General features: G+C 56.5%; 22 protein-coding genes. 7 read left to right on the top strand and 15 right to left on the bottom strand.

Annotated elements, in window-relative coordinates; all coding sequences use genetic code 11:
* Positions 1-2 precede the first annotated feature (2 nt).
* From urtA to INF58_RS07000, 3 genes are all read right to left on the bottom strand, one after another.
* A complete protein-coding gene (urtA, locus tag INF58_RS07010) occupies positions 3-1,274 on the bottom strand; it encodes an urea ABC transporter substrate-binding protein (RefSeq protein ID WP_063451344.1) in 1,272 nt (423 codons plus the stop codon).
* 200 nt (positions 1,275-1,474) lie between these two features.
* On the bottom strand, positions 1,475-2,578 hold the full coding sequence (locus INF58_RS07005) for a cobalamin-independent methionine synthase II family protein (protein ID WP_193033744.1): 1,104 nt from the start codon (positions 2,576-2,578) through the stop codon (positions 1,475-1,477).
* Between the two features lie 150 nt (positions 2,579-2,728).
* Positions 2,729-3,145: a rhodanese-like domain-containing protein gene (locus tag INF58_RS07000; protein WP_063866732.1), complete on the bottom strand. Its 417-nt coding sequence runs from the start codon at positions 3,143-3,145 to the stop codon at positions 2,729-2,731.
* A 73-nt stretch (positions 3,146-3,218) separates the two neighbouring features.
* Here INF58_RS07000 and ftrA point away from each other — a divergent pair, with 73 nt between their 5' ends.
* Entirely contained in the window at positions 3,219-4,217 is a 999-nt protein-coding gene (gene ftrA, locus INF58_RS06995; protein WP_193527354.1) for a transcriptional regulator FtrA, read from the top strand.
* A 147-nt stretch (positions 4,218-4,364) separates the two neighbouring features.
* On the opposite strand, the gene INF58_RS06990 is transcribed toward ftrA, so the two are convergent.
* Positions 4,365-4,727 (bottom strand): hypothetical protein, encoded by a 363-nt coding sequence (locus INF58_RS06990; RefSeq protein ID WP_015570547.1) that lies wholly within the window; start codon positions 4,725-4,727, stop codon positions 4,365-4,367.
* Between the two features lie 244 nt (positions 4,728-4,971).
* On the opposite strand from INF58_RS06990, the gene INF58_RS06985 reads away from it, so the two are divergent.
* A complete protein-coding gene (locus tag INF58_RS06985; RefSeq protein ID WP_193527353.1) occupies positions 4,972-5,205 on the top strand; it encodes a DUF2554 family protein in 234 nt (77 codons plus the stop codon).
* On the opposite strand, the gene INF58_RS06980 is transcribed toward INF58_RS06985, so the two are convergent.
* Together INF58_RS06980 and INF58_RS06975 are read right to left on the bottom strand one after the other, a co-directional pair.
* Complete coding sequence (locus INF58_RS06980) at positions 5,202-7,166, bottom strand: U32 family peptidase (RefSeq protein ID WP_193527352.1); 1,965 nt, start codon at positions 7,164-7,166, stop codon at positions 5,202-5,204. The two genes, INF58_RS06985 and INF58_RS06980, sit on opposite strands and share 4 nt — an antisense overlap.
* A gap of 80 nt (positions 7,167-7,246) precedes the next feature.
* Complete coding sequence (locus INF58_RS06975; protein ID WP_063866735.1) at positions 7,247-7,774, bottom strand: helix-turn-helix domain-containing protein; 528 nt, start codon at positions 7,772-7,774, stop codon at positions 7,247-7,249.
* 91 nt (positions 7,775-7,865) lie between these two features.
* On the opposite strand from INF58_RS06975, the gene INF58_RS06970 reads away from it, so the two are divergent.
* Positions 7,866-9,032 carry a benzoate/H(+) symporter BenE family transporter gene (locus INF58_RS06970; protein ID WP_193527351.1) on the top strand — a complete coding sequence of 389 codons (1,167 nt, stop codon included), beginning with the start codon at positions 7,866-7,868 and terminating at the stop codon, positions 9,030-9,032.
* Here the strand turns inward: INF58_RS06970 and INF58_RS06965 are convergent.
* The gene (locus INF58_RS06965) at positions 9,012-9,884 is read right to left on the bottom strand and encodes a helix-turn-helix domain-containing protein (RefSeq protein ID WP_193527350.1); all 873 of its coding nucleotides are present in this window, start codon (positions 9,882-9,884) and stop codon (positions 9,012-9,014) included. The two genes, INF58_RS06970 and INF58_RS06965, sit on opposite strands and share 21 nt — an antisense overlap.
* A 174-nt stretch (positions 9,885-10,058) precedes the next feature.
* Here INF58_RS06965 and INF58_RS06960 point away from each other — a divergent pair, with 174 nt between their 5' ends.
* Entirely contained in the window at positions 10,059-10,955 is an 897-nt protein-coding gene (locus tag INF58_RS06960; RefSeq protein WP_193527349.1) for a DMT family transporter, read from the top strand.
* 33 nt (positions 10,956-10,988) lie between these two features.
* Here the strand turns inward: INF58_RS06960 and INF58_RS06955 are convergent, their stop codons facing one another.
* Positions 10,989-11,663, bottom strand: a complete 675-nt coding sequence (locus INF58_RS06955; RefSeq protein ID WP_193527348.1) for a DUF3313 domain-containing protein — start codon at positions 11,661-11,663, stop codon at positions 10,989-10,991.
* Positions 11,664-11,798: 135 nt separating this feature from the next.
* On the bottom strand, positions 11,799-13,394 hold the full coding sequence (locus INF58_RS06950; protein ID WP_193527454.1) for an ABC transporter substrate-binding protein: 1,596 nt from the start codon (positions 13,392-13,394) through the stop codon (positions 11,799-11,801).
* 111 nt (positions 13,395-13,505) lie between these two features.
* Here INF58_RS06950 and pepT point away from each other — a divergent pair, with 111 nt between their 5' ends.
* On the top strand, positions 13,506-14,735 hold the full coding sequence (gene pepT / locus INF58_RS06945) for a peptidase T (RefSeq protein ID WP_193527347.1): 1,230 nt from the start codon (positions 13,506-13,508) through the stop codon (positions 14,733-14,735).
* On the opposite strand, the gene tehB is transcribed toward pepT, so the two are convergent.
* Both tehB and tehA read right to left on the bottom strand, forming a co-directional pair.
* Positions 14,732-15,325, bottom strand: a complete 594-nt coding sequence (gene tehB, locus INF58_RS06940; protein ID WP_193527346.1) for a tellurite resistance methyltransferase TehB — start codon at positions 15,323-15,325, stop codon at positions 14,732-14,734. The genes pepT and tehB overlap by 4 nt on opposite strands.
* Complete coding sequence (tehA, locus tag INF58_RS06935; RefSeq protein WP_193527345.1) at positions 15,322-16,320, bottom strand: dicarboxylate transporter/tellurite-resistance protein TehA; 999 nt, start codon at positions 16,318-16,320, stop codon at positions 15,322-15,324. Before tehA ends, tehB begins: the two co-directional genes overlap by 4 nt.
* A gap of 121 nt (positions 16,321-16,441) precedes the next feature.
* Here tehA and ydcK point away from each other — a divergent pair, with 121 nt between their 5' ends.
* On the top strand, positions 16,442-17,422 hold the full coding sequence (gene ydcK / locus INF58_RS06930) for a YdcK family protein (protein ID WP_193527344.1): 981 nt from the start codon (positions 16,442-16,444) through the stop codon (positions 17,420-17,422).
* Here ydcK and rimL read toward each other — a convergent pair.
* Both rimL and INF58_RS06920 read right to left on the bottom strand, forming a co-directional pair.
* On the bottom strand, positions 17,417-17,956 hold the full coding sequence (gene rimL / locus INF58_RS06925) for a 50S ribosomal protein L7/L12-serine acetyltransferase (RefSeq protein WP_193527343.1): 540 nt from the start codon (positions 17,954-17,956) through the stop codon (positions 17,417-17,419). The two genes, ydcK and rimL, sit on opposite strands and share 6 nt — an antisense overlap.
* 59 nt (positions 17,957-18,015) lie before the next feature.
* Positions 18,016-19,671, bottom strand: coding sequence for a glucan biosynthesis protein D (locus INF58_RS06920; RefSeq protein WP_193527342.1), 1,656 nt, complete (start codon positions 19,669-19,671; stop codon positions 18,016-18,018).
* A gap of 30 nt (positions 19,672-19,701) precedes the next feature.
* On the opposite strand from INF58_RS06920, the gene INF58_RS06915 reads away from it, so the two are divergent.
* On the top strand, positions 19,702-19,947 hold the full coding sequence (locus INF58_RS06915) for a hypothetical protein (RefSeq protein ID WP_193527341.1): 246 nt from the start codon (positions 19,702-19,704) through the stop codon (positions 19,945-19,947).
* Between the two features lie 81 nt (positions 19,948-20,028).
* On the opposite strand, the gene INF58_RS06910 is transcribed toward INF58_RS06915, so the two are convergent.
* Positions 20,029-20,802, bottom strand: a complete 774-nt coding sequence (locus tag INF58_RS06910; RefSeq protein ID WP_193527340.1) for an ABC transporter substrate-binding protein — start codon at positions 20,800-20,802, stop codon at positions 20,029-20,031.
* A 1-nt stretch (position 20,803) separates the two neighbouring features.
* On the bottom strand, positions 20,804-21,982 hold the full coding sequence (locus INF58_RS06905) for a pyridoxal phosphate-dependent aminotransferase (RefSeq protein ID WP_193527339.1): 1,179 nt from the start codon (positions 21,980-21,982) through the stop codon (positions 20,804-20,806).
* Positions 21,983-22,064 lie beyond the last annotated feature (82 nt).

Raw genomic sequence — 22,064 nt, 5'->3', positions numbered from 1 at the left:
GCTTAGTTGCTGGCGGTTTTCATCGGCTGGTCAGGCTTTTTGTCGTTCCCGGCGATAAACGGGCTCCACGGCTGAGCGCGTACCGGCTGTTCGGTCTGCCAGACGACGTTGAACTGGCCGTTACCTTCGATTTCGCCAATCATGACGGGCTTATGCAGGTGGTGGTTGGTGGCATCCATGGTCAGCGTAAAGCCGGACGGCGCGCTGAAGGACTGGCCCGCCATTGCCGCGCGCACTTTATCCACGTCGGTCGTACCGGCTTTCTCAACCGCCTGCGCCCACATATGGAGGCCAACGTAGGTCGCTTCCATCGGATCGTTGGTGACAACGGTGTCGGCATTCGGCAGCTTGTGCGCTTTCGCGTAGGCTTTGTAGGCCGCGACGAAGGTCTGGTTGGTCGGGTTATCAACGGATTCAAAGTAGTTCCACGCCGCCAGGTTACCCACCAGCGGTTTGGTATCAATACCGCGCAGCTCCTCCTCGCCGACCGAGAACGCCACCACCGGCACGTCAGTAGCTTTCAGCCCCTGGTTCGCCAGCTCTTTGTAGAAAGGCACGTTGGAATCACCGTTGATGGTGGAGACCACCGCCGTTTTGCCGCCCGCGGAGAATTTCTTGATATTGGCAACGATGGTCTGGTAATCGCTGTGACCAAACGGGGTGTAGACCTCTTCAATATCTTTATCTTCCACGCCTTTTGAGTGCAGGAAGGCACGCAGGATCTTGTTAGTCGTGCGCGGGTAAACGTAGTCCGTACCCAGCAGGAAGAAGCGCTTCGCGCTGCCGCCGTCTTCGCTCATCAGGTACTCCACCGCAGGGATCGCCTGCTGGTTGGGTGCCGCGCCGGTATAGAAGACGTTAGGCGACATCTCTTCACCTTCGTACTGCACAGGATAGAACAGCAAACCGTTCAGCTCTTCAAAGACCGGCAGAACCGATTTACGCGAAACCGACGTCCAGCAGCCAAACACCACCGCGACCTTATCCTGACTCAGAAGCTGGCGGGCCTTTTCGGCAAACAGCGGCCAGTTGGATGCCGGGTCGACCACCACCGGTTCCAGCTTTTTCCCCAGCACGCCGCCTTTGGCGTTGATTTCATCGATGGTCATCAGGGCGACATCTTTCAGGGGTGTTTCTGAGATGGCCATCGTGCCGGACAGAGAGTGCATAATCCCAACTTTGATGGTGTCTGCGGCCTGGACGCCAAAGCTCATGCCCATGGCGACGACGGATGCGGACAGGGCGAACGCTTTAATAAGGGTACGACGGTGCATATTTTCACTCCTGAAAAAGAAAGCTGTGCGAAGACGTCCGTTACCGCCCGGACGCAGAAAAAGTAACGTCAGTTTCAAGAGAGCAAAAAGAGTGCCAGGTTGCAGAGGCTAGATTTTAAAGGGATGCGAGAGAAGGATGACGGGAAACGACTCAGAATGGTACAGCGCTGCACTGTAATAATGCAGCGCTGTGGAGGGCGTTACCAGACGTCGCTGGCGATTTGCGTCACCAGGCGAACTTTATCCCACTGCTGGGCTTCGCTCAGGCTGTTACCCTCTTCCGTGGAGGCAAATCCGCACTGCGGGCTGAGGCAAATCTGCTCTTTCGCGACGTATTGCGCAGCTTCTTCCAGACGCGCTTTCACCCCTTCAGGGTTCTCCAGTTCGCCGTGCTTGGTGGTAATGAGCCCCAGAACCACCTGCTGTTTGCCCGGGCGCACAAAACGCAGTGGCGCGAAGTCGCCGCTACGATCGTTGTCGTACTCCAGGAAGAATGCGTCGACGTTAACCGTGCCGAACAGCACCTCTGCCACCGGCTCATAGCCGCCCTCTGAAATCCACGTTGAGCGGAAATTGCCGCGGCAGACGTGCAGCCCAACGGTCAGGTCGTCCGGCTTGCCTTCCAGCGCTTTGTTCAGCACGTTGGCATAGATGCGGGCCAGTTCGTCGGCATCATCCCCCCGCTCCCGGATCTGGCGGCGCTGATCTTCCGAACAGAGATAGGCCCATACGGTGTCGTCCAGTTGCAGATAGCGGCAGCCCGCGTCGTAGAATGCCCGAATGGCGTCGCGCCAGGTGGTTGCCAGATCGTCAAAGTAGTCGTTCAGGTCCGGATAGACCGTAGCATCAATATCCTTGCGGCCACCGCGGAAGTGCAGCACGCTCGGGCTCGGAATGGTCATTTTCGGCTGCGCGTTGCCGCTGATACTTTTAAGGTAGCGGAAGTCTTCCAGCATAGGATGATCGCCGAAGCCCAGTTTGCCCGTGACGCGCACGCCGTGGGCTTTGGTCTGCACCCCGTTGAACTGAATGCCCTGCTGAGCGTCATAACGCTCCACGCCCTGAAGCCCGTCAAAGAAGTCGAAGTGCCACCAGGCGCGGCGGAACTCGCCGTCCGTCACCACGTGCAGGCCGCAGGCGCACTGCTGCTCAACGACGTGGCGAATGGCCTCGTCCTCGACCGCGCGAAGCTGCCCGGCATCGATCTCACCGCTGGCAAATTGCAGGCGCGCCTGTTTAATGGAATCCGGGCGTAAAAAGCTGCCGACTACATCGGCGCGGAACGGGGCGTGGTGTCGCTGCATGGAAATCTCCTTTGTCTGTCGGCGTTAATTGCCCACAGTGATAATTCATCTCTTGAATCTTTAGACATCTGGATGTCTAAACGTCCTAAGAAGATGTCACACCCCCTGCCTCACGACAAACGAGAAAATTTCATCGGTGTTGAAAAAAATTCATGTTCCAGAACCGGATGATGACGATCCTGCAAACGCGAACTGCTCATCCTCCCAGCCGGTCATGCCCCCGAGCATAATCTTGACCGGCAGACCGAGACGCGCCAGCTTCAGCGCCGCCCTGTCCGCGCCGTTGCAGTGCGGGCCAGCACAATAGACGACAAATAGCGTGCCCGCCGGCCACGCGTTCATCCGCTCTGCGGTAATCTGGCTCCAGGGTAAATGCTGCGCGCCGGGCAGATGACGCCGGGCAAAATGCTCGGGCTTCCCGACGACGTGCAGCAGAGCGAAGTCCTGCTCACCGCTGGATATAGCGTGTTGCACATCGGCGCAGTCCGTCTCTACGCTTAAGCGTCGCAGAAAATGCCCCACGGCTTCCTGCGGCTCGGCAGCCGGAAATTCAGTAACATAGCTCATAAATCTTCCTCATTTATGGTGTTTGTGTTAACACTACTCTATCCCTTAATACAGCCCATGAATGCCTCCGCCTATGCCAGAAAACAGCAAAAAGATGACAAACTTAAGACACACTCCTCCGCGCGCGGTCGTGCTGGCGTATGACGGTTTGTGCACCTTTGAGTTTGGCGTGGCGGTAGAAATCTTTGGCTTGCCGCGCCCGGAGATGGGCGACGACTGGTATCGGTTCGCCGTGGCGAGCGTGGATGAAGGCGAACTCCGGGCAACGGGCGGGATACGCATTCTGGCCGATGGCGATCTGCACCTGCTGGAGACGGCGGATCTGATAGTCGTACCCGGCTGGCGAGGGCTGGACGAACCCGTACCCGAGGCGCTCTGTCAGGCGTTATGCGCGGCGCACGCCGGCGGCTGTCAGCTGCTCTCAATCTGTTCTGGCGTTTTTGTGCTGGCAGCCACGGGCCTGCTCAACGGGCGGAAGGCGACCACCCACTGGCGTTACACGCAGGCGCTGAAATCACGTTTTCCCGCCGTCACTGTGGTTGAGGATGTTCTGTATCAGGACGAGGGGGATATTCTTACCTCCGCCGGCAGCGCGGCGGGGATCGATCTGTGCCTGCACGTGGTGCGCCGGGATTACGGTATGGAGGCGGCAAACCGCGTGGCGCGTCGGCTGGTGATCCCGCCCCACAGAGACGGCTCGCAAACCCAGCAGCTAAGCCGGCCGGTGGCTCAACTGCGGGAAAGTCAGCGCCTGGGACAGCTGTTTGATTATCTTCATCAGCATCTTGCCGTGCCACATACCGTCGGGTCGCTGGCCCTGCGGGTTGGCATGAGTCAGCGTACCTTTCTGCGCCGTTTCCAGGACGCGACCGGAACCACGCCCGCACGCTGGTTATTGAGGGCGAGATTGCAGCGGGCGAAGGATTTTCTCGAAAATAGCCGACTCAGCATCGACAATATTGCAGAACAAACCGGTTTTGGACTCAGCGCCACGCTGCGCCACCATTTCCGCCAGCAATATGCCCTTTCCCCGACGCAATATCGAAAGCGGTTTTTGCAGCCGACCCGATAAAAAGGCAAAAAAAACCGCCATATTCTGGCGGTAAATGCTTGCATGGATAGATTTGTATTTTGGTATCTACGCTCCGGTATTCCATACCGGGATGTGGATCACCTGCAATCTACCACTGTGAGCCTCAACGAAGCATAAACGAATCGATTAACCCGCTTTGGTATTAATTTGCAGATAACGCATCAGCCCCTGCTCGGCGCTCTGGCGGGCATCATCATTAATCGCTTCGAGATAGAACGCGCGAGAGACTCCGTACGGTGCCTGCTCGGATGGGTAAACGGCAAACTGAAAGGTTTTCCCCCTCGCCTTGTTGGTGCAGCCCAGCTCCCAGCGATCTTCACTTACCTGGGTGCTATTACATTCGACGCGGCCGTAATCACTGGTTAAATACGATCCGACGCGGCTTTTCGCTGACTGAATATATTCTGGTTCTTCGTTTGAATAGATGCTGGCAGCAGCACCCACAGCAACCACTACGCCCAGAAGTGATAGCACGATTATTTTTTTCATTTATTAGATCCAATCCTTAGCCAGAAAAATCTTATTGTAAATGATTTCCCCATAAATCTAGCTGCTCTTTTCATACCAGAAATGGGAGTTTACAACGTCAATATTGCTTTTAAGAATAGTCTCAGATGCGCTGTATTGCGATCACAAATTTTGACAGTCTGTTTTCTCAAATTTGAACAGTCAAATAATTACTCTATGAAATTATCCCTACGATAACCCTGCCGTATTTTCGGGGGGATGAAGGATGTTCAGAAAAGGGTTGTCGCTAGTGCTGCTGATAAGCGCTCTGTTCTCAGGGCAGATTATGGCGGAGCACAAAGGACATGAATTTCTGTATGTGAAAAACGCCGACCATCAGCTTCGTCATGAAGCTGACAGCGACGCGTTACGCAGCGAGGCAGAGGAATCTGCGGAGGGGTTGCGCGAGCGACATTCCTGGCAGAAATCGCGCAAACCCGATACCCACTTTCCGGGTTAGCTGCCTTTACGCTTCGGCAGGGTTTTCATCAAGTCGTCAGGGCTGACGGAGGCCACAATGCTGCCAGGCGACGGCATTTTGAAGATGTGATTCTTCATCTTACCGATAACGTGCATTTCACACGGACGGCAGTCGAATTTCAGCGTCAGCACTTCGTCGCCATTCACCAGCTGCATCGGCGTTGCTTTCCAGCTTTTGATATTGCCTTTCGCCTGCTTCGGGCAGAGGTTAAAGGCAAACCGCAGGCAGTGTTTGGTGATCATCACCGGCACGTCGCCCTTCTCTTCATGGGCTTCATACGCGGCGTCAATCAGCTGCACGCCGTGTCGATGATAAAACGCACGCGCTTTATGGTTATAAACGTTCGCCAGGAAGGAGAGATGCGTGTCCGGGTAAACCGGCGCAGGCACCGCTTCGGCCTTACGGCTGCCGCGCGGATAGTTTGCCAGGCGCGCGTCATCCAGCATCTCAGCCGTTTCGCGACGAAACTGATTCAGCAGGCTGTTCGGCACGAACAGCGCATCGGGCAGATTCACCTCAATATTACGCGCGTAATAAATGGTCTGACCCAGCTTCGCCACGCCGTCCTTCAGGCTGTTCAGCGCTTTCTCCGCGTTGTTCGCTACCTCGAACATGCCGTCGAGGGTATGCCTCACGCTGATACCGTCTTCACAGGTCATGGTCAGGATCAGCTGCTCTTCCCAGCCCCCCAGCGCGATATCCACCGCAATGCGGCGCTCGCTGGAGGTCTTGAGCAACGCCTGCTGCCAGTTGTGGTCCAGGTTACGGTTCAGCGCCGCGTTGGGACGGGCTTTGTAGAGATCGGCAGGCATTTCGTTCGGCCAGACCCGATAGCGGTTTTCGCCGGTTTTCTCCACGGTATTGGCGCGGAAACCGACCACTTCACGTTTAATCATCACGTTGAGACCGTCGCCGTTCGCCAGCGGCTCTGTAACCTGAACGTCTAGATGGTCCTTCGCCACCTTCAGCACTTCACCCACCGGCAGGCCGATAAACTTCGGTGAGTCAAACGCGCCGATGTCCCCTTTGCGCGCATTCACAAAGTAATCCGTGCTGCCGCGGTGGAAAGTTTTGTCCGTGGACGGAATAAAGAAATGCTCCGTACGTCCGGCGGAGGCGCGGGCCAGATCAGGGCGATCGTCGATGATGGCATCCAGCATCTGACGATAATGGGCGGTGATATTTTTCACGTAGCTCATGTCCTTGTAGCGCCCTTCAATTTTGAAGGAGCGCACGCCGGCGTCGATCAGCGCGCCGAGGTTCGCCGTCTGATCGTTATCTTTCATCGACAGCAGGTGTTTTTCGAACGCCACCACGCGGCCCTGATCGTCTTTCAGGGTATACGGCAGACGGCAGGCCTGAGAGCAGTCGCCCCGGTTAGCGCTGCGCCCCGTCTGGGCGTGAGAGATATTACACTGCCCGGAATACGCCACGCACAGCGCACCGTGGATAAAGAATTCAATAGTGGCGTCGGTCGCCTTGTGAATATCGCGGATCTGGTTCAGGTTCAGCTCGCGCGCCAGAACAATCTGTGTGAACCCAACGTCCGAAAGGAACTTTGCCTTCTCAACGGTGCGGATATCGCACTGGGTGCTGGCGTGCAGCTCAATCGGCGGGATATCCAGTTCCAGCACGCCCATATCCTGAACGATCAGCGCGTCAACGCCGGTCTGGTAGAGATCGGTTATCAGACGCTGCGCGGGCTCAAGCTCATCATCATGAAGAATGGTGTTCAGGGTCACGAACACCTTCGCCCCGAAACGGTGGGCGAACGGCACCAGTTCGGCAATATCGCGCAGGCTATTGCTGGCGTTATGACGGGCACCGAAGCCAGGGCCGCCAATGTAGACGGCATCCGCACCGTGAAGAATGGCTTCACGGGCAATGGCGGCGTCGCGGGCCGGGCTGAGCAGTTCAAGATGATGGGAGTGCAGGCGCATACTTCGTCGTTATCCGTTATGGTCAAAATGGCGGCTATTGTAGTCAGAAGTCTGTGTCAGTGAAACCGTTTTGCGACGCTTTAGCGGGGATAATGGATTAGAGAGTGAAAATGGACCGTCCGGGCGCTGCTGTTGCGGTACGCGTGCGGTTTGTCGCCGGCAAAACGCACCCCAGAATCAGCATAAATCGTCCGCCAGATGCCGTCGATCTGCATCTCCAGTTCACCGCTTATCACCACCACGTGTTCAATCACCCCGGCTTCGTGCGGGGTGGATTCGCTCAGCGCGCCGGGCGACAGCGTGATGGAGAAATGATCAAACCTGAGCTGGTCGTCCCAGGGGAAAAGCGGCTTCACCACCATCGCCTGCTGCTGCGGATCAAATACCGCCTGCGGGTCGCTCTCTGGGGTAATAAACGCCGAAAAAGGCACGTTCAGCCCGGTGGCGATTTTCCACAAGGTGGAGACCGTCGGGCTGGACTCGTTGCGTTCGATTTGCCCAAGCATCGCTTTCGACACGCCCGTCTCTTCGGCCAGCTTCGACAGGCTCCAGCCCCGCGCCTGACGCAGCGCTTTCAGTGTAGTGGCAAGGTGTTGCGTAATATCCATGGTTCCTCCCGTTGTGCGAAGCATACCACTTGTACGCTATAGCGCACAGTGATACCTTACGCCGGACGTTATAACGCACAACGGAGTTCCCATGCGATCGACTGCCCCTCTCTTTCCTGCCGTACTGGCCGGTTTTGTTGCCGTCCTGGTGGGCTATGCCAGCTCTGCCGCCATTATCTGGCAGGCCGCCGCGGCGGCAGGCGCAACCCCACAGCAAATCGGCGAATGGATGACCGCGCTGGGCCTCGGGATGGGGATCAGCACGCTTGCGTTATCGTGGTGGTACAAGGCGCCGGTGCTGACCGCCTGGTCAACGCCCGGCGCGGCGCTGCTCGCCACCAGCCTGCATGGCGTCACGCTGGCGGAAACCATCGGGGTATTTATGTTTGCAAATGCGCTGATCCTGCTGTGCGGCGTGACCGGCCTGTTTGCCCGGCTGATGAAGCTGATCCCGCACTCGCTTGCCGCCGCTATGCTCGCGGGCGTGCTGTTACAGTTCGGCCTGAAGGCATTCAGCAACATTGAGGGACACCTTTTTCTTTGCGGCAGTATGCTGGCCGCCTGGCTGGTGGCCAAAGCCGTGGCTCCCCGTTACGCCATTGTCGTCACGCTGCTGGTGGGCATTCTCGCGGCCTGGGCCGGAAGTGACGTTGTCACGGATAAGATGACGTTATCGGTTATCATGCCTCATTTTATTGCCCCTGCGTTCACGTTTACCAGCATGATAAGTATCGGATTGCCCTTCTTTCTGGTGACCATGGCGTCGCAGAATGCGCCCGGCTTCGCCACCATGCAGGCTTCGGGCTATCCGCTGGCGGTCTCACCGCTTATCGTTGCGACCGGCGGGCTGGCGCTGGTGTTATCCCCCTTCGGCGTCTATTCCATCTGCATCGCCGCCATCACCGCCGCCATTTGCCAGAGCCCGGACGCCCACCCGGATGCCAGTAAACGCTGGCTGGCCGCGGCGGCCGCAGGCGGGTTTTATCTGCTGGCGGGGGTTTTTGGCGGCTCGATTTCCGGGCTGATGGCTGCCCTGCCGCTGAGCGGGATCCAGACGCTGGCCGGGCTGGCCCTGCTCGGTACGATTAGCGGCAGTCTGTATCAGGCGCTGAATCATGAAGCGGAGCGCGACGCGGCGATCGTCACCTTCCTGATGACCGCCAGCGGCGTCACGATCCTGGGGATTGGCTCCGCCTTCTGGGGGCTGGTACTGGGTGGGTTATGTTACGCGGTCTTTTCACGCCTTCCTCGCGCGTAACTGGGACGGCGTCATCCCCGTCATGCTGCGAAAACGGTTACTGAAGTGGCTGGCGGAGTTGAATCCGCAGGCCAGCGCGATGTCGGTGAGCGGCGTGGTGGTGTGCTGCACCAGCGCTTTGGCCTTCTCCATGCGGCGCTGCATGACGTACTGATGCGGCGCCAGCCCCATCGACTGGCGGAACATTCTGGCGAAGTGATACTCGCTGAGTGCGGCCTGACCCGCCAGCTCCGCCAGCGTTAAGGGTTGCGCCAGATTTTCCTCGATAAAGGCCACTACGTTACGCAGCACAAACGGCGATAACCCGCCGGTGACCACCGGTAACTTCCACTGTACGCTGGAATAATGCTGGACTAAATGCGTCAGCAGTAAGGTCGACGCGGTGCTCAGGGTGAGCTGATTGGCGTTTTGCTGCCAGTCGCAGCCCAGCAAAAACTGACGATAGAGGGCGGTGATTTTCGGATCGCTGCCAAAGATTTTTTCATCCAGCGTCAGTGATAGCGGACGTTTATCCCAGATTTTCTCCCCCACGTCCCGCAGATGTTCATCGGTGCAGTAAAGGTGGACGAACGACAGGTCGTCACGAATATCCCACGTGGATTCGCTCTCTTCGGGCATCAGGCAAAAACGATCCGGCCCGCCGCCATTTTTCCAGCCACCGGGGGTTTTTTGATAGCTTTCATAGCCATCCGCCACGTACAGGCTGAGCGTATGGTGGTTGCTTTTTACGGTGATCGTATCGTGCTTGTTGTACCACGCCGCCAGTTGAATGCCAGAATTGAGCGCGACGGTTTCCCGCAGCACCGCATTTTGTTGGCGTAACGTTTCAAAGGTGTCGTAAACGAGAGACATGGCCGTAAACAGGTGATTAATCAGACTGTCAGTCTATGAAGTGTTGCAGCCTGTTACCAGCGTTCGCGTGAGAAAAAAGCGCAAGAATGTGCAAGTCCGGCGCAAGCGAATGAAAGCCGCCCGCCCGCGCTTTCGTCACACTGGTGTTTTTCGCGGTATGAGAAGAGAGAAACCATGAACGCATTACTCTATGGGCTGGTCGTTGTTATCTGGGGTACGACCTGGATCGCTATTTTTCTGCAACAGGGGCCGGTTCCCGCCCCGGTTTCCATTTTCTGGCGCTTCGCCGTGGCCAGCGCCACGATGATGATTGTCCTCCTCGCCCTTCGCCGCCTGCGCAGGCTGGCGCTGCGGGATCACCTCTACTGCCTGCTTCAGGGCTGCTGCGTATTCTGCTTCAACTTCTGGTGCTTTTACACCGCCGCCGCCCATATCAATACCGGCCTTGAGTCGGTGATCTTCTCGATGGCCGTGCTGTATAACGCCATCAACAGCTTTATCTTCTTCGGCCAGCGGCCGCCCGCACGCTTCTGGACGGCGGCAGCACTGGGGCTTATCGGGATCATCACCCTGTTCTGGAACGATCTGCTCGCCAGCGGCTGGAGCGCGTCGTTGCTCACCGGCATTGGGCTTTCCGCCCTCGGCACCTACGGCTTCTCGCTGGGGAATATGATCAGCATGCGCCATCAGCGCAACGGGCTGGAAACCATGACCACCAATGCCTGGGCGATGCTGTATGGCACCGTCGTGATGGGCCTTATCGCTCTCTTCAGGGGCGATAGCTTTATGCCGGAATGGACGGTGAGCTACGTGGGGGCGCTGCTGTATCTTGCGCTGTTTGGCTCGGTGATTGCCTTCGGAGCCTACTTTACGCTGGTGGGCCGCATTGGTCCCGGTAAAGCCGCGTACAGCACCCTGCTTTTCCCGCTGGTGGCCCTGTCAATTTCAACAATCTACGAGGGCTACGTATGGCATCTTAATGGGATCGCAGGCCTGCTGCTGATTCTGGGGGGAAATATGGTGATGTTTACCAAACCGGAAACCTGGTTCCGACGCCTGCTAACGGCATAGAAAAACGGCCTGCGAAGGTGCAGGCCGTGTTGATTATTTTGCAGTCTGATGAACATCAAACATGGTGGCATCCGTCGCCATGTCATCCACAACCTGTTTCAGCGTGGCGAAGCCTATCGGCGTATTTTCATTTGCCAGCTCTTCACCTTCACCTTTACGAACAACTTTAATTACCGGCTTGTTCGTGGCCGCATCGATCAGCTCGCCTTCAAAGAACAGATGCGTATCCGTGGTGCGATGGCCAGTTGCCATCTGCGTTCCCGCAACCAGCAGCGCGACAGGAATCACTTCATAGAACTGCAAACCTTCTTTGTCCGAGCTCACACCGGTGATGGCACCACGGAAGATCAGGCTATGTTTGCCTGGCGTCGTGACAATCGGCTTACGCTGGCCAATCGCGGTTTTCAGTTTGGTATTGGTATAACTCAACACCTCATCAAGCGTTTTTTGCCCAAGCTGAGTGGTCGGTTTTGGCGCCGGGTAATAGGTAATCGGCGTCCAGATAATGCTGTCGTAATTCGCCTCATTGTAGGAAGGATCAACCCAACGCAGGGTTGGCTTCCCGGTTGCAGATGTCATCTCCTGCAAGCCTGAGTAATCTTTTAAAAAGCCCGAATACTGCTCGGGGGCTGCGACTTTTGACGCGCAGCCTGAAAGGGCCAACAGGCCAGAAAGCACTGCAACTTTAAAAAAAGTCTGAGTACGCATGATGGTATTCCATGTTATCTGCAAGTATGCACTTGAAGTTATAACAAAAAAGGAGGGAACGTGGTGTGGCAAAAAATGACGAAGACAGCACAAATAGCGAAAATAGTGCCCGGCTGAAACCGGGCAGTATAACTATTACTCTTTCAGATCCACTTGCCAGAAGAGGTGCTTACCGAAGGGATCGATTTCATAGCCCGTGACCTCTTTACGGACCGGCTCAAAAATGGTCGAGTGGGCAATCATCACCGCCGGCATTTGATCGTGCATCATCTGCTGCGCCTGCTTGTACAGCGCCACGCGTTTTTCGCGATCGGTTATCGATTTGGCTTCGGCGATCAGGTTATCAAAAGGCTTATAACACCATTTTGCCGAGTTCGACCCGCCGTTGGCGGACGTACAGGTAAACAGCGGGCCGAAGAAGTTATCCGGATCGCCCGTCGCCGTTGTCCAGCCCATCAGCGCGGCCTGATGTTCCCCTCCTTTTACGCGCTTCAGGTATTCGCCCCATTCATAGGTCACGATTTTGGTCTGTACGCCTACTTTCGCCCAGTCCGCCTGGATCATTTCAGCCATCCGTTTCGCGTTCGGGTTATAGGGCCGCTGCACCGGCATTGCCCACAGTTCGATGCTGACGCCGTTAGCAAATCCCGCCGCTTTTAGCAGCGCCTTCGCTTTTTCAGGATCGTATTCGTAGTCTTTCAGCGCGCTGTCGGCACTCCAGACGCCAGGCGGCAGCAGGTTTTTCGCCGCCGTGCCGGTTCCGTGGAACACCGCGTCAATGATGGCGGGTTTATTAATCGCCATCGCCAGCGCCTGGCGCACCTTCAGATTATCCAGCGGCGGCTTTTGCGTGTTAAACGCCAGGAAACCGGTATTCAGGCCGGCCTTGCTCATCAGGTTAATGTCTTTGTTAGCTTTCATGCGCGGCAGATCCGCCGGGTTCGGAAACGGCATCACCTGGCACTCGTTCTTCTCAACTTTGGCAAAACGCACCGAGGCGTCCGGCGTGATGGTGAACACCAGACGATCCAGCTTCGATTTCCCCTGCCAGTATTGCGGGAAGGCGGTAAAGAGGATGCGGGAATCCTTCTGGTACTGCGCCAGCTTAAACGGACCGGTGCCAATCGGCTGCATATCGACCTTTTCTGGCGTGCCCGCTTTCAGCATGGCATCGGCATATTCCGCCGACAGGATGGAGGCAAAATACCACGCCAGGTCAGCGACAAACGGTGCTTCTGGGTGCGCCAGGGTGAAGCGCACGGTGTGCTCGTCAACCTTGTCGATGGCCGTTATCAGGCTGCCAAACTCCAGGCTTTCAAAGTTGGAATAGCTGCCGTTCGAGACGTTATGGTAAGGATGATTCACATCCTTCTGGCGCATAAACGAGAAAATCACGTCATCCGCGTTGAAGTCGCGCGTCGGCGTAAACAGCTTATTACTGTGGAATTTCACACCTTTGCGCAGGTGGAAGGTGTAGATCTTGCCATCCTCGCTCACCTCCCAGCTTTCGGCCAGGCTCGGCACCAGCTCGGTGGTGCCGGGCGTGAAATCGACCAGACGGTTATAAACCGGTACGGCGCTGGCATCCACGCTGGTTCCCGAGGTGTATAGCTGAGGATTGAAGTTTTCCGGCGATCCTTCAGAGCAATACACCAGCGTTTTTGCCGCGACGGTGGAACTGACCGTAAGCGCAGCCAGCGCCAGCGTTATCGTTGTGAATGTGCTTTTCATCATTATTTCCTGTCTTTTTAATTCGACGGCTAATTACTTCTTTTGCCGTTCCATAAATAACATTAAAGTGATGGCGCAAACACATGAAAAATAAATACAGAAGGAAACACTATGGGCTCTGAACTCTCCAGACAATTAACCCGTCGCTTTTTTCGTTATCTCGCCATTACCAGCCAGAGCGATCCAAAAGTGAAAACGTTGCCCTCCACGCCGGGCCAGCACGACATGGCGCGGGAACTGGCGAACGAGCTGGAAAAGCTGGGGTTGGACGACATTGTGATTGATGAATTCGCTACCGTTACCGCCGTGAAAAAAGGCAATGTCGCGGGTGCGCCGCGCATTGGTTTTATTACCCATATCGACACGGTGGACGTCGGTTTATCTCCGGATATTCATCCGCAAATATTAACGTTTAGGGGTGAAGATCTCTGCCTGAATAAAGAGAAAGGGATCTGGCTGCGCGTCAAAGAGCACCCGGAAATTCTGGCTTACCCTAATGAAGAGATTATTTTCAGCGACGGAACCAGCGTATTAGGCGCAGATAATAAAGCGGCCGTCACCGTGGTTATGACGGTACTGGAAAACCTGACGGCCGAGCATAAGCATGGCGATATTGTGGTGGCGTTTGTGCCTGACGAGGAGATTGGCCTGTGCGGTGCGAAAGCGCTGGATTTGAAACGCTTCGACGTCGATTTTGCCTGGACCATCGACTGCTGCGAACTGGGGGAAATTGTTTATGAGAACTTCAACGCGGCAGCGGCTGACATTCGCTTTACCGGCGTAACGGCCCACCCGATGTCCGCCAAAGGGGTGCTGGTCAACCCACTCCTGATGGCCACGGACTTCATCAGCCAGTTCGATCGCCAGCAAACTCCGGAATGCACCGAAGGGCGCGAGGGCTACATCTGGTTTAACGGCATCCAGGCCGGGCAAAACGAAGCGGTGCTGAAAGCCAACATCCGTGATTTCGACAAAGAGGGTTTTGCCGCCCGCAAGCAGCAAATTGCCGATGTGGCGGCGCAAATAGCGGCGCAGCACCCTACGGCAAAGGTGGACGTCCGCATTGAGGACACCTACAGCAATATCAGCAACGCGATTGGTGAAGATCGCCGCGCCATCGACCTGATGTTCGAGGCAATGGAATCGCTCGGTATCGCGCCTAAGCCAACGCCGATGCGCGGCGGCACGGACGGCGCAGCGCTGTCAGCCAAAGGCTTGCTCACCCCGAACTTCTTCACCGGCGCCCATAACTTCCATTCAAAGTTTGAGTTTTTACCGCTGTCGTCGTTCGAGGCGTCCTACCGCACCGCCCTGCAACTCTGTCTGCTGGCCGCGCGTTAAGCGGGCTTGCGCGCAAGCATCGTGGCGAAGCGCAGCTTGATACGGTTCCCGTTGGCATCGGTACGGTGGAGTTCACCCACCTCTTCGTTGTACTTGAGCAGCTCCCAGCCTTGGTAATAGTTGCTCAGTTCACCGGTTTTGAACGCAAACGGGAAGCCAACGGTACACGGATAATCCTCGGTATCCATCGCCGCAACGATCAGGTTATAGCCGCCCGGCCTGGTGCAGCGCTGCATATTGGCGATAAGACCAGGGATGGTTTTCGCCTCAAGGAACATCAATACGACGGTAGAAAGAATAAAGTCATATTCGCCGTCAAAGGTCAGGCTGTTCAGATCCTGAATCGCCGTGTGCGGATTCGTAATCCCTTCCGCCGCCTTAATGCGCTCGATGTTATCGATGCTCATCGGGTTTTTATCCCACGCCGTCACGTCATAGCCGTTGGCCGCCAGGTAAAGGCTGTTACGGCCATTTCCGCAACCGAGATCGAGCGTTTTACCCGGCTTAACAATATTCGCGCTATGTAACACCTCTGAGTGCGTGCGGGTCAGACCATATTTCTCGGTAAAGTAGTTTTCATCGACAGTCATTGTTTTTCCTCAGATTGCATAAGCAGTGCCTTATCAGCGCGCACCAGAAGTTTGCCCTGCATCAGCAAGATAAAAGTACGGACCAGCAGCATCGCGATGATGACGTTGGTGAAAATAAACAGTGGAACAGCAAGGGCGTGAAAGAACCCTGAAGGGCTGCTTTGCCCAAGATGCAAACCGGTGGTCGCCAGCGCCGAGACCCCGAACGAGAAGCTCCAGAACGACGCGTTGAACGGCTGCGACAGATACCACGGCATCAGACGCAGCATAAACAGCAGCTGCAACAGGCCATAGCCAAACAGCATTTTGGCGAAGGTGTCCGCTTCGCCGCCGTTGACGCTAAGCCAGGCGCTACAGGCCACCAGGGCTGGCGCAAGCTGGATCCCGAGCGAGGTACGAAGCGCTGCGGGCAGTTCGCCGGCGCTGCGCAGGCGCTGCAAAATGACCGGCTCCAGGCTCAGCCAGGAAAAGACGCCGGCGCCAAGGAACACCAGTCCGGCATCGTGGAAGCCCAGCGCGCCGCAGGCCATCGCGCTAATAAAATTGTTCGCCACCGTCGGCAGATAGAGGCCCGGCGTTGTCGCCTCTCCCGGGTGCTTACCGCGCCACAGCCCGGCGCTTTGCCAGGCGGCATACGCAAGCTGGATCACCACGCCCACACTAAATAACACCAGCGACACCGGGCGGTACCACGGCACGAAGCCGATGGCCACCAGCATCGTTGTGGCGGGAAACAGGCTGACAAAACTGCTCATCACCGGATGTCGCATCTCTGCCAGCACGCTGCGTGGAAACCGTACCGCACGGGTGAGAAACGCTACGCTCAAAAAGAACCAGATCGTCACCGCCAGCGCCACCAGGATCTCTCCCGGCCAGCGCGTAACCGGCCATACAGTGCTGGCATAACGCCAGGCGAACCCCATGCCAATGGTACCCAATACCATGCCAAAGTACCCGGCGGGCAAGTTAAGAACGCGTTGGTTTTCATTATGCATTTTTTTTAATCTTTAAAATGTATTTGAAATGCCATTTTAAGGGGTTTCCCGTGTGGACGCCAGCACTTCGACAAGCCAAAAGTTTGCTACGTTTAGTGAAAGGCTTTTCAGGGATCAGACGATGACAAAATATCGGCTTAGCAATGAAACCCGTATGTGGCGCTGGCAGGACGGGACCACGCCGTGCACAACGCCCCTCAGACAGATCGTTGCCGTGGACGATTTTAACGATGTTGTCCGCGGGACAAAAGGCGGTTGGGTTGAGGATGAGAACGCCCTCGCACAGGACGGGGATTGCTGGATTTACGATGAAAACAGCGTGGTCTTTGCCGGTGCCCGTGTATCCGGTAATGCCCGCCTTACCCAGCCCTGCATCGTAAGCCACCGCGCACACGTTAGCGGCAACAGCTGGCTGGACGCCGCCGAGGTGAGTCACGGTGCGATAATAAGTGACAACGTCACTATTCAGCACTCTACGGTGCGCGGGGAATGCCGCATCGCAGATGATGCGCGGGTGCTGCATAACAGTATGGTGATCGCAGCCAAAGGGCTTACGCCCGACCGCGAGCAGATCCTGCAAATCTATGACAGCGCAACGGTCAGCCAGTCGCGTATTGTGCATCAGGCGCAAATTTACGGCGATGCCATGGTGACCTGGGCCTTTGTAGAGCATCGCGCGGAGGTGTTCGATCGCGCCATTATTGAGGGCAACGCGCTTAATAACGTCTGGGTGTGCGACTGCGCCAAAGTGTACGGCAATGCCCGCCTGCTGGCCGGTTCAGAGGAAGATGCAATCCCGACGTTGCGGTACAGTTCACAGGTCGCGGAAAACGCCCTCGTCGAAGGCAACTGCGTTATTAAACATCACGTGCTGATAGGCGGCGAGGCGTGGTTGCGCGGCGGGCCGATCCTGATTGACGACCACGTCGTGATTCAGGGCCGGGCGCGTATCAGTGGCGATGTATTGATTGAGCATCAGGTGGAAATTTCAGACGATGCGGTTATCGAGGCGCTTGAGGGTGAAAGCATTCACGTCCGGGGATCGAAAGTGATCAACGGCGACACGCGGATCACCCGAACACCGCTGCTGGGGGCACTATAGCGGGAAAAGCCTGGCGTAAAGATTCACGTCATCGTAGCGGCCATTGAGCATTTCCGCTTCCCGCAGGCATCCTTCCAGCGCAAAACCGTTGCGCTGAGCCACACGGTTACTGTTCTGGTTATCTACGCGACATTTAATGACAAAGCGGCGGATCTCGCCGCGCTCAACGTAATAGCGCATAAACGCCTGGAGCGCCTGAGAGAGAATGCCCTTCCCCTGATGCGCTTCGTCGAGCCAGTAGCCAATGTACCCGGCCTTGTTCGCAGGCTCGATGGCGTTAAAGGAGAGCACGCCCACCAGCGCGTCGTTCATGAAAATCAGGAACATTTTGGCGTAACCGCGCTCGTGCAGCATCTGGTTGCTCTGCACGTTGCGTCGCGTGTCCTCTTCGCTGCCGACATGCTGCGCCCAGTCAAAGGCGGTTTGCAGCCAGGTTTTGTTTTTAATCACGAGGTTATGCAGATCGGCGGTATAACGTTCTTCGACGGCTCGAAGCTCAATATCCTGGTTTACGGGGATAATTTCTGAAGACATAGAACCTCTTATTAATTGCCGGGTGGCGCTAACGCTTACCCGGCACAATCCCAAAATGATTAGCGCATAATCCGGTCGTCAACGTAGTTACGTTTGTCCGGCGCTGGCGGGAAGTATTGATACAGCCAGGTCTCGCTGATGGCGTCGCCCTGACAGCGCAGGAACAGGCGCATATCGACCGGCTCGGTAGAGTCAGAGGTTGGATACCAGTCAAACAGGATGCGATAGCCGTCGAACGGCTCAACGTAGAGGATCTCCACCTGCTTCGCTTCACCGCTGGACAGCGTGATCACCGGCTCAATGCCCTTCGGTGCGGCGGCCTTCAAATCGCCCCCGACGAAGTCAATGGCAAAGCGACGGGCCCACACTTTCGGGTAATTTTCACCCGGCGCCCAGCCCTCCGGGAAGCCTCCCATACCGGTACGTGTCGCGTAGACGTTTGCCAGCGGCGAACGCACCGGTGGCTGCGCGCTCCAGTAGAGACGGTATTTGAAGTCCAGTTCGTCGCCCGCTTGCACCGTCTTCTCCGGCTGCCAGAAGCAGACCACGTTATCGAGCGTCTCGCCGGTTGTCGGGATCTCCATCAGGGCAATGGAGCCTTTGCCCCAGTTATTGCGCGGCTCGACCCACAGGCTTGGTCGCTTGTTATACCAGCCCATGACGTCCTGATAATGGGAGAAGTCACGGTCAAGCTGCAATAAACCAAAGCCTTTCGGGTTCTTATCCTGAAACGCGTTAAATTGCAGCTTTTGCGGGTTGTTCAGCGGTCGGCAGATCCACTCCCCGTTGCCGCGCCACATTGCCAGACGGTCTGAGTCGTGGATCTGCGGGTGAATGGTGTCGCACATGCGGCGCTCGTTGTTGCCGCAGCTAAACATGCTGGTCATCGGCGCGATGCCGAGCTGCTTGATCGCTTTGCGCGCGTAGAGGTGGTTTTCGACGTCCATGATCACCTGGCTCTTCTCGCAATGGATCACGAACTTATAGGCACCGGTAATGCTCGGGCTGTCCAGCAGCGCGTACACGGTAAAGGTGGTATCACCCGGCTTAACGGTTTCAAACCAGAAGGAGGTGAAGTCCGGGAACTCTTCCGGGGTGTCGGTAAAGGTATCCACCGCCAGGCCACGCGCGGAAAGGCCGTACTGGTAGGTATCATCCACCGCACGGAAGTAGCTCGCGCCCAGGAACGAAACGATATCGCGTCGCGCCAGCTCCGGCGCTTTAAACACGCGGAATCCGGCAAACCCGAGGTCGCTCTGCCCTTCCAGCTGGCGGGTATCCACGCCCGTATCGCCGTAGCTGAACAGCTCAGGTCGGAAGTGGATCTCGCGCGCCTGAGAGGTGGTTTGATCCAGCGAGTACATGCGCACGCGGCGGCGGAACCCCATACCCATATGGAAGAACTGGGCGTCCAGCTGACGACCTTCAATGTTATTCCACAGCGACTGCTTCTCATCGTAACGAATGGCGTTGTACGCCTGCGGCGTCATGGTGGCCAGCGTTTCCGGCAGCGGACGCGGCGCGCCGCCCCACGGGGTTTTCGCCAGATCGTGCGCCATGGATTGCAGAACGGAGAAGTCAAAGCGGCGGCTCTGACCGTCGGCAATATCGGAATCAGCAGCATACGCCGCCTGGGAAAACAGAGAAGCAAGGCCAGAAGTGCCGCTCAGGGCAGCCATTGCCAGGGAACCTTTGAGAAAACGTCTGCGATTCATGCCTGAGAAAACGTCCTTATGGTCGTGTGAATGAGTTTCGCGCGCAGCGAAATAACGGCAAGAAAGAACGCACAGCCTAAACAAAAACGGTTAAGAATCCAATTGTTGGCGGGTGATTATCTGAACAAACCAGGAAATATTTTCTGTCGACCAGAACGGCCTGAAAGTGGTGTAAAAAACAGTAAATACACGAAATCATTCATGCTGGATCAAGGCGGCAAGTCTGAGAATCCCCAGGAGCTTACTCAAGTAAGTGACTGGGGTGAACAGACGTAGCCAACGCAGAGGCAGCCTGAAGGATGAAGTGTATTTAAAAGTGTCCCGGCTGGACATCAACAGCCGGGACCAACGAGGCGGTTATTTTACGCTGACATCGATACCCGGGAAGTACTTATCAGCCAGTTTAGCGATCGTGCCATCGGCACGTACTTTATCAATGGCGGCATCAAGCTGCTTTTTGGTGGCCTCATCCCCCTTACGCAGCCCAAAGCCGATACCACTGCCGAGGATCGTGTCGTCTGACACCGGTTTGCCGATAAAGCCAAACCCTTTACCCTGCGGCTTGCTGAGGAAACCCGCCTGCCCGGCCGCTGACATGACCAGCGAGGCGTCGATGCGGCCATTCAGCAAGTCTCCCCACGCCATATTCTGATCTTTATAAGACACCACGGTGACACCGTGCTTTTCCCAGTGCTCTTTGGCGTAGGTTTCCTGAATCGAACCCTGGAGAACGCCGATGGTTTTGCCCTTCAGCCCTTTCGGCGTGGCCTCTACCGCAGAGCCGGCTTTGCCCACCAGCTGGGAGGGAATGCGATAGATGGGCTGAGTAAAGTCAATGCTCTTGCGACGCTGCTCGGTGATGTTCATCGCCGAGTTAATCGCGTCGAACTTTTTCGCCACCAGACCGGGGATCAGCGCATCAAACGAGGTTTCCACCCAGCTGCACTTCAGCGCGGCGGCTTTGCAGATGGCATTTCCCAGCTCTATGTCAAAGCCTTCCAGCTCCCCTGACGCATTGCGGCTTTCAAACGGCGGATATTCCGCCTCCAGACCGTACCGCAACTCGGTGGCGGCGATTGACGAAAATGAACACAGCAGCCCCATGCCGACAACTAACGCGCGTAATTTCATCTTAAACTCCTGAACGTGGTGTGATCCGACACAGGGCCTGGGCACCTGCCCGTAACGTCGCCTCATCTTTCGCAAAAGAGAGACGAATCAGTTTATTGTCCGTGCCATCAGCATAAAACGCCGACAGCGGAATAGTGGCAACCCCGCACTCGACAATCAGCCTTTTCACCATCTCGCTGTCGCGCTCGTCGCTGAAGCCACTGTAATCAGCCAGCAGGAAAAACGACCCTTTGCTCGGCAGCAGCGTAAACGGCGAGTCGGCCAGCAGGCTTTGCAGCAGATCGCGCTTGCGCTGATAAAACGCCGCCAGCGACAGCCAGGTTTGCGGATCGGCCATATGTTCTGCAAACGCGTACTGCATTGGCGTATCGGCAGAGAACATTAAAAATTGATGGACCTTACATATCTCATCCATCAGCTCCGCGGGCGCCACACAATAACCCACGCGCCAGCCGGTCACGTGATAGGTTTTTCCGAAGGAAGAAATTATCACGCTGCGCTCCGCCAGCTGCGGGTGCGTCGCCATCCCGTGGTGTGGCTCGCCGTCAAAAACGACGTGCTCATACACTTCGTCAGACAAAATGATGATGTCGGTGTGGCGCGTCAGCGCCGCCAGCTGGTGCAGATCGGCGGCCGAAAATACCTGTCCGCTCGGGTTGTGCGGCGTGTTGACGATGATCATCCGCGTGCGCGGGGAGATGGCCGCCCGCACGTCGTCCCAGTTTACGGCAAAATCGGGTACCGTCAGCTTAATGGCGATCGGCTTCGCCCCTTGCAAACGGACAATCGGCGCATAGCTGTCAAAGGAGGGCTCGAAATAGATCACATCATCGCCAGGATGAACCAGCCCGCTGATGGCCGAGTAAAGCCCTTCGCTGGCGCTGGCGGTCACCAGCACCTCACTGTCCGGGTCATAGTGCGTACCGTAGAGTGTGGCAATTTTGTCCGCGATGCGCGCCTTAAGCGGCTGTAGCCCGGTCATGGACGCGTACTGGTTATGCCCTGCCTCCATGGCGCGGGTCACGCCGGAGATCAGTTTTGGGTCGCAGGAAAAATTCGGCGCACCCTGAGAAAGGTTGATCGCGTTATGCTGGGCAGAAAGCTGGCCGATAACGGTAAAAATGGTGGTTCCCACATCCGGCAATTTGGAGCGTGTCTGCACCGGCGTTTTCAAAGTCATCCTCTGTCCCTTCTCATGGTGAATGCATAACTATTCAAACAACAACTTCGCTGTCGGGACAATCGAATTGTTGTCATAATAG

It is taken from the genome of Enterobacter cloacae complex sp. P24RS, assembly GCF_014982165.1.
Classification (GTDB): domain Bacteria; phylum Pseudomonadota; class Gammaproteobacteria; order Enterobacterales; family Enterobacteriaceae; genus Enterobacter; species Enterobacter quasihormaechei.
This window is presented reverse-complemented; position numbering and strand designations above follow the sequence as displayed.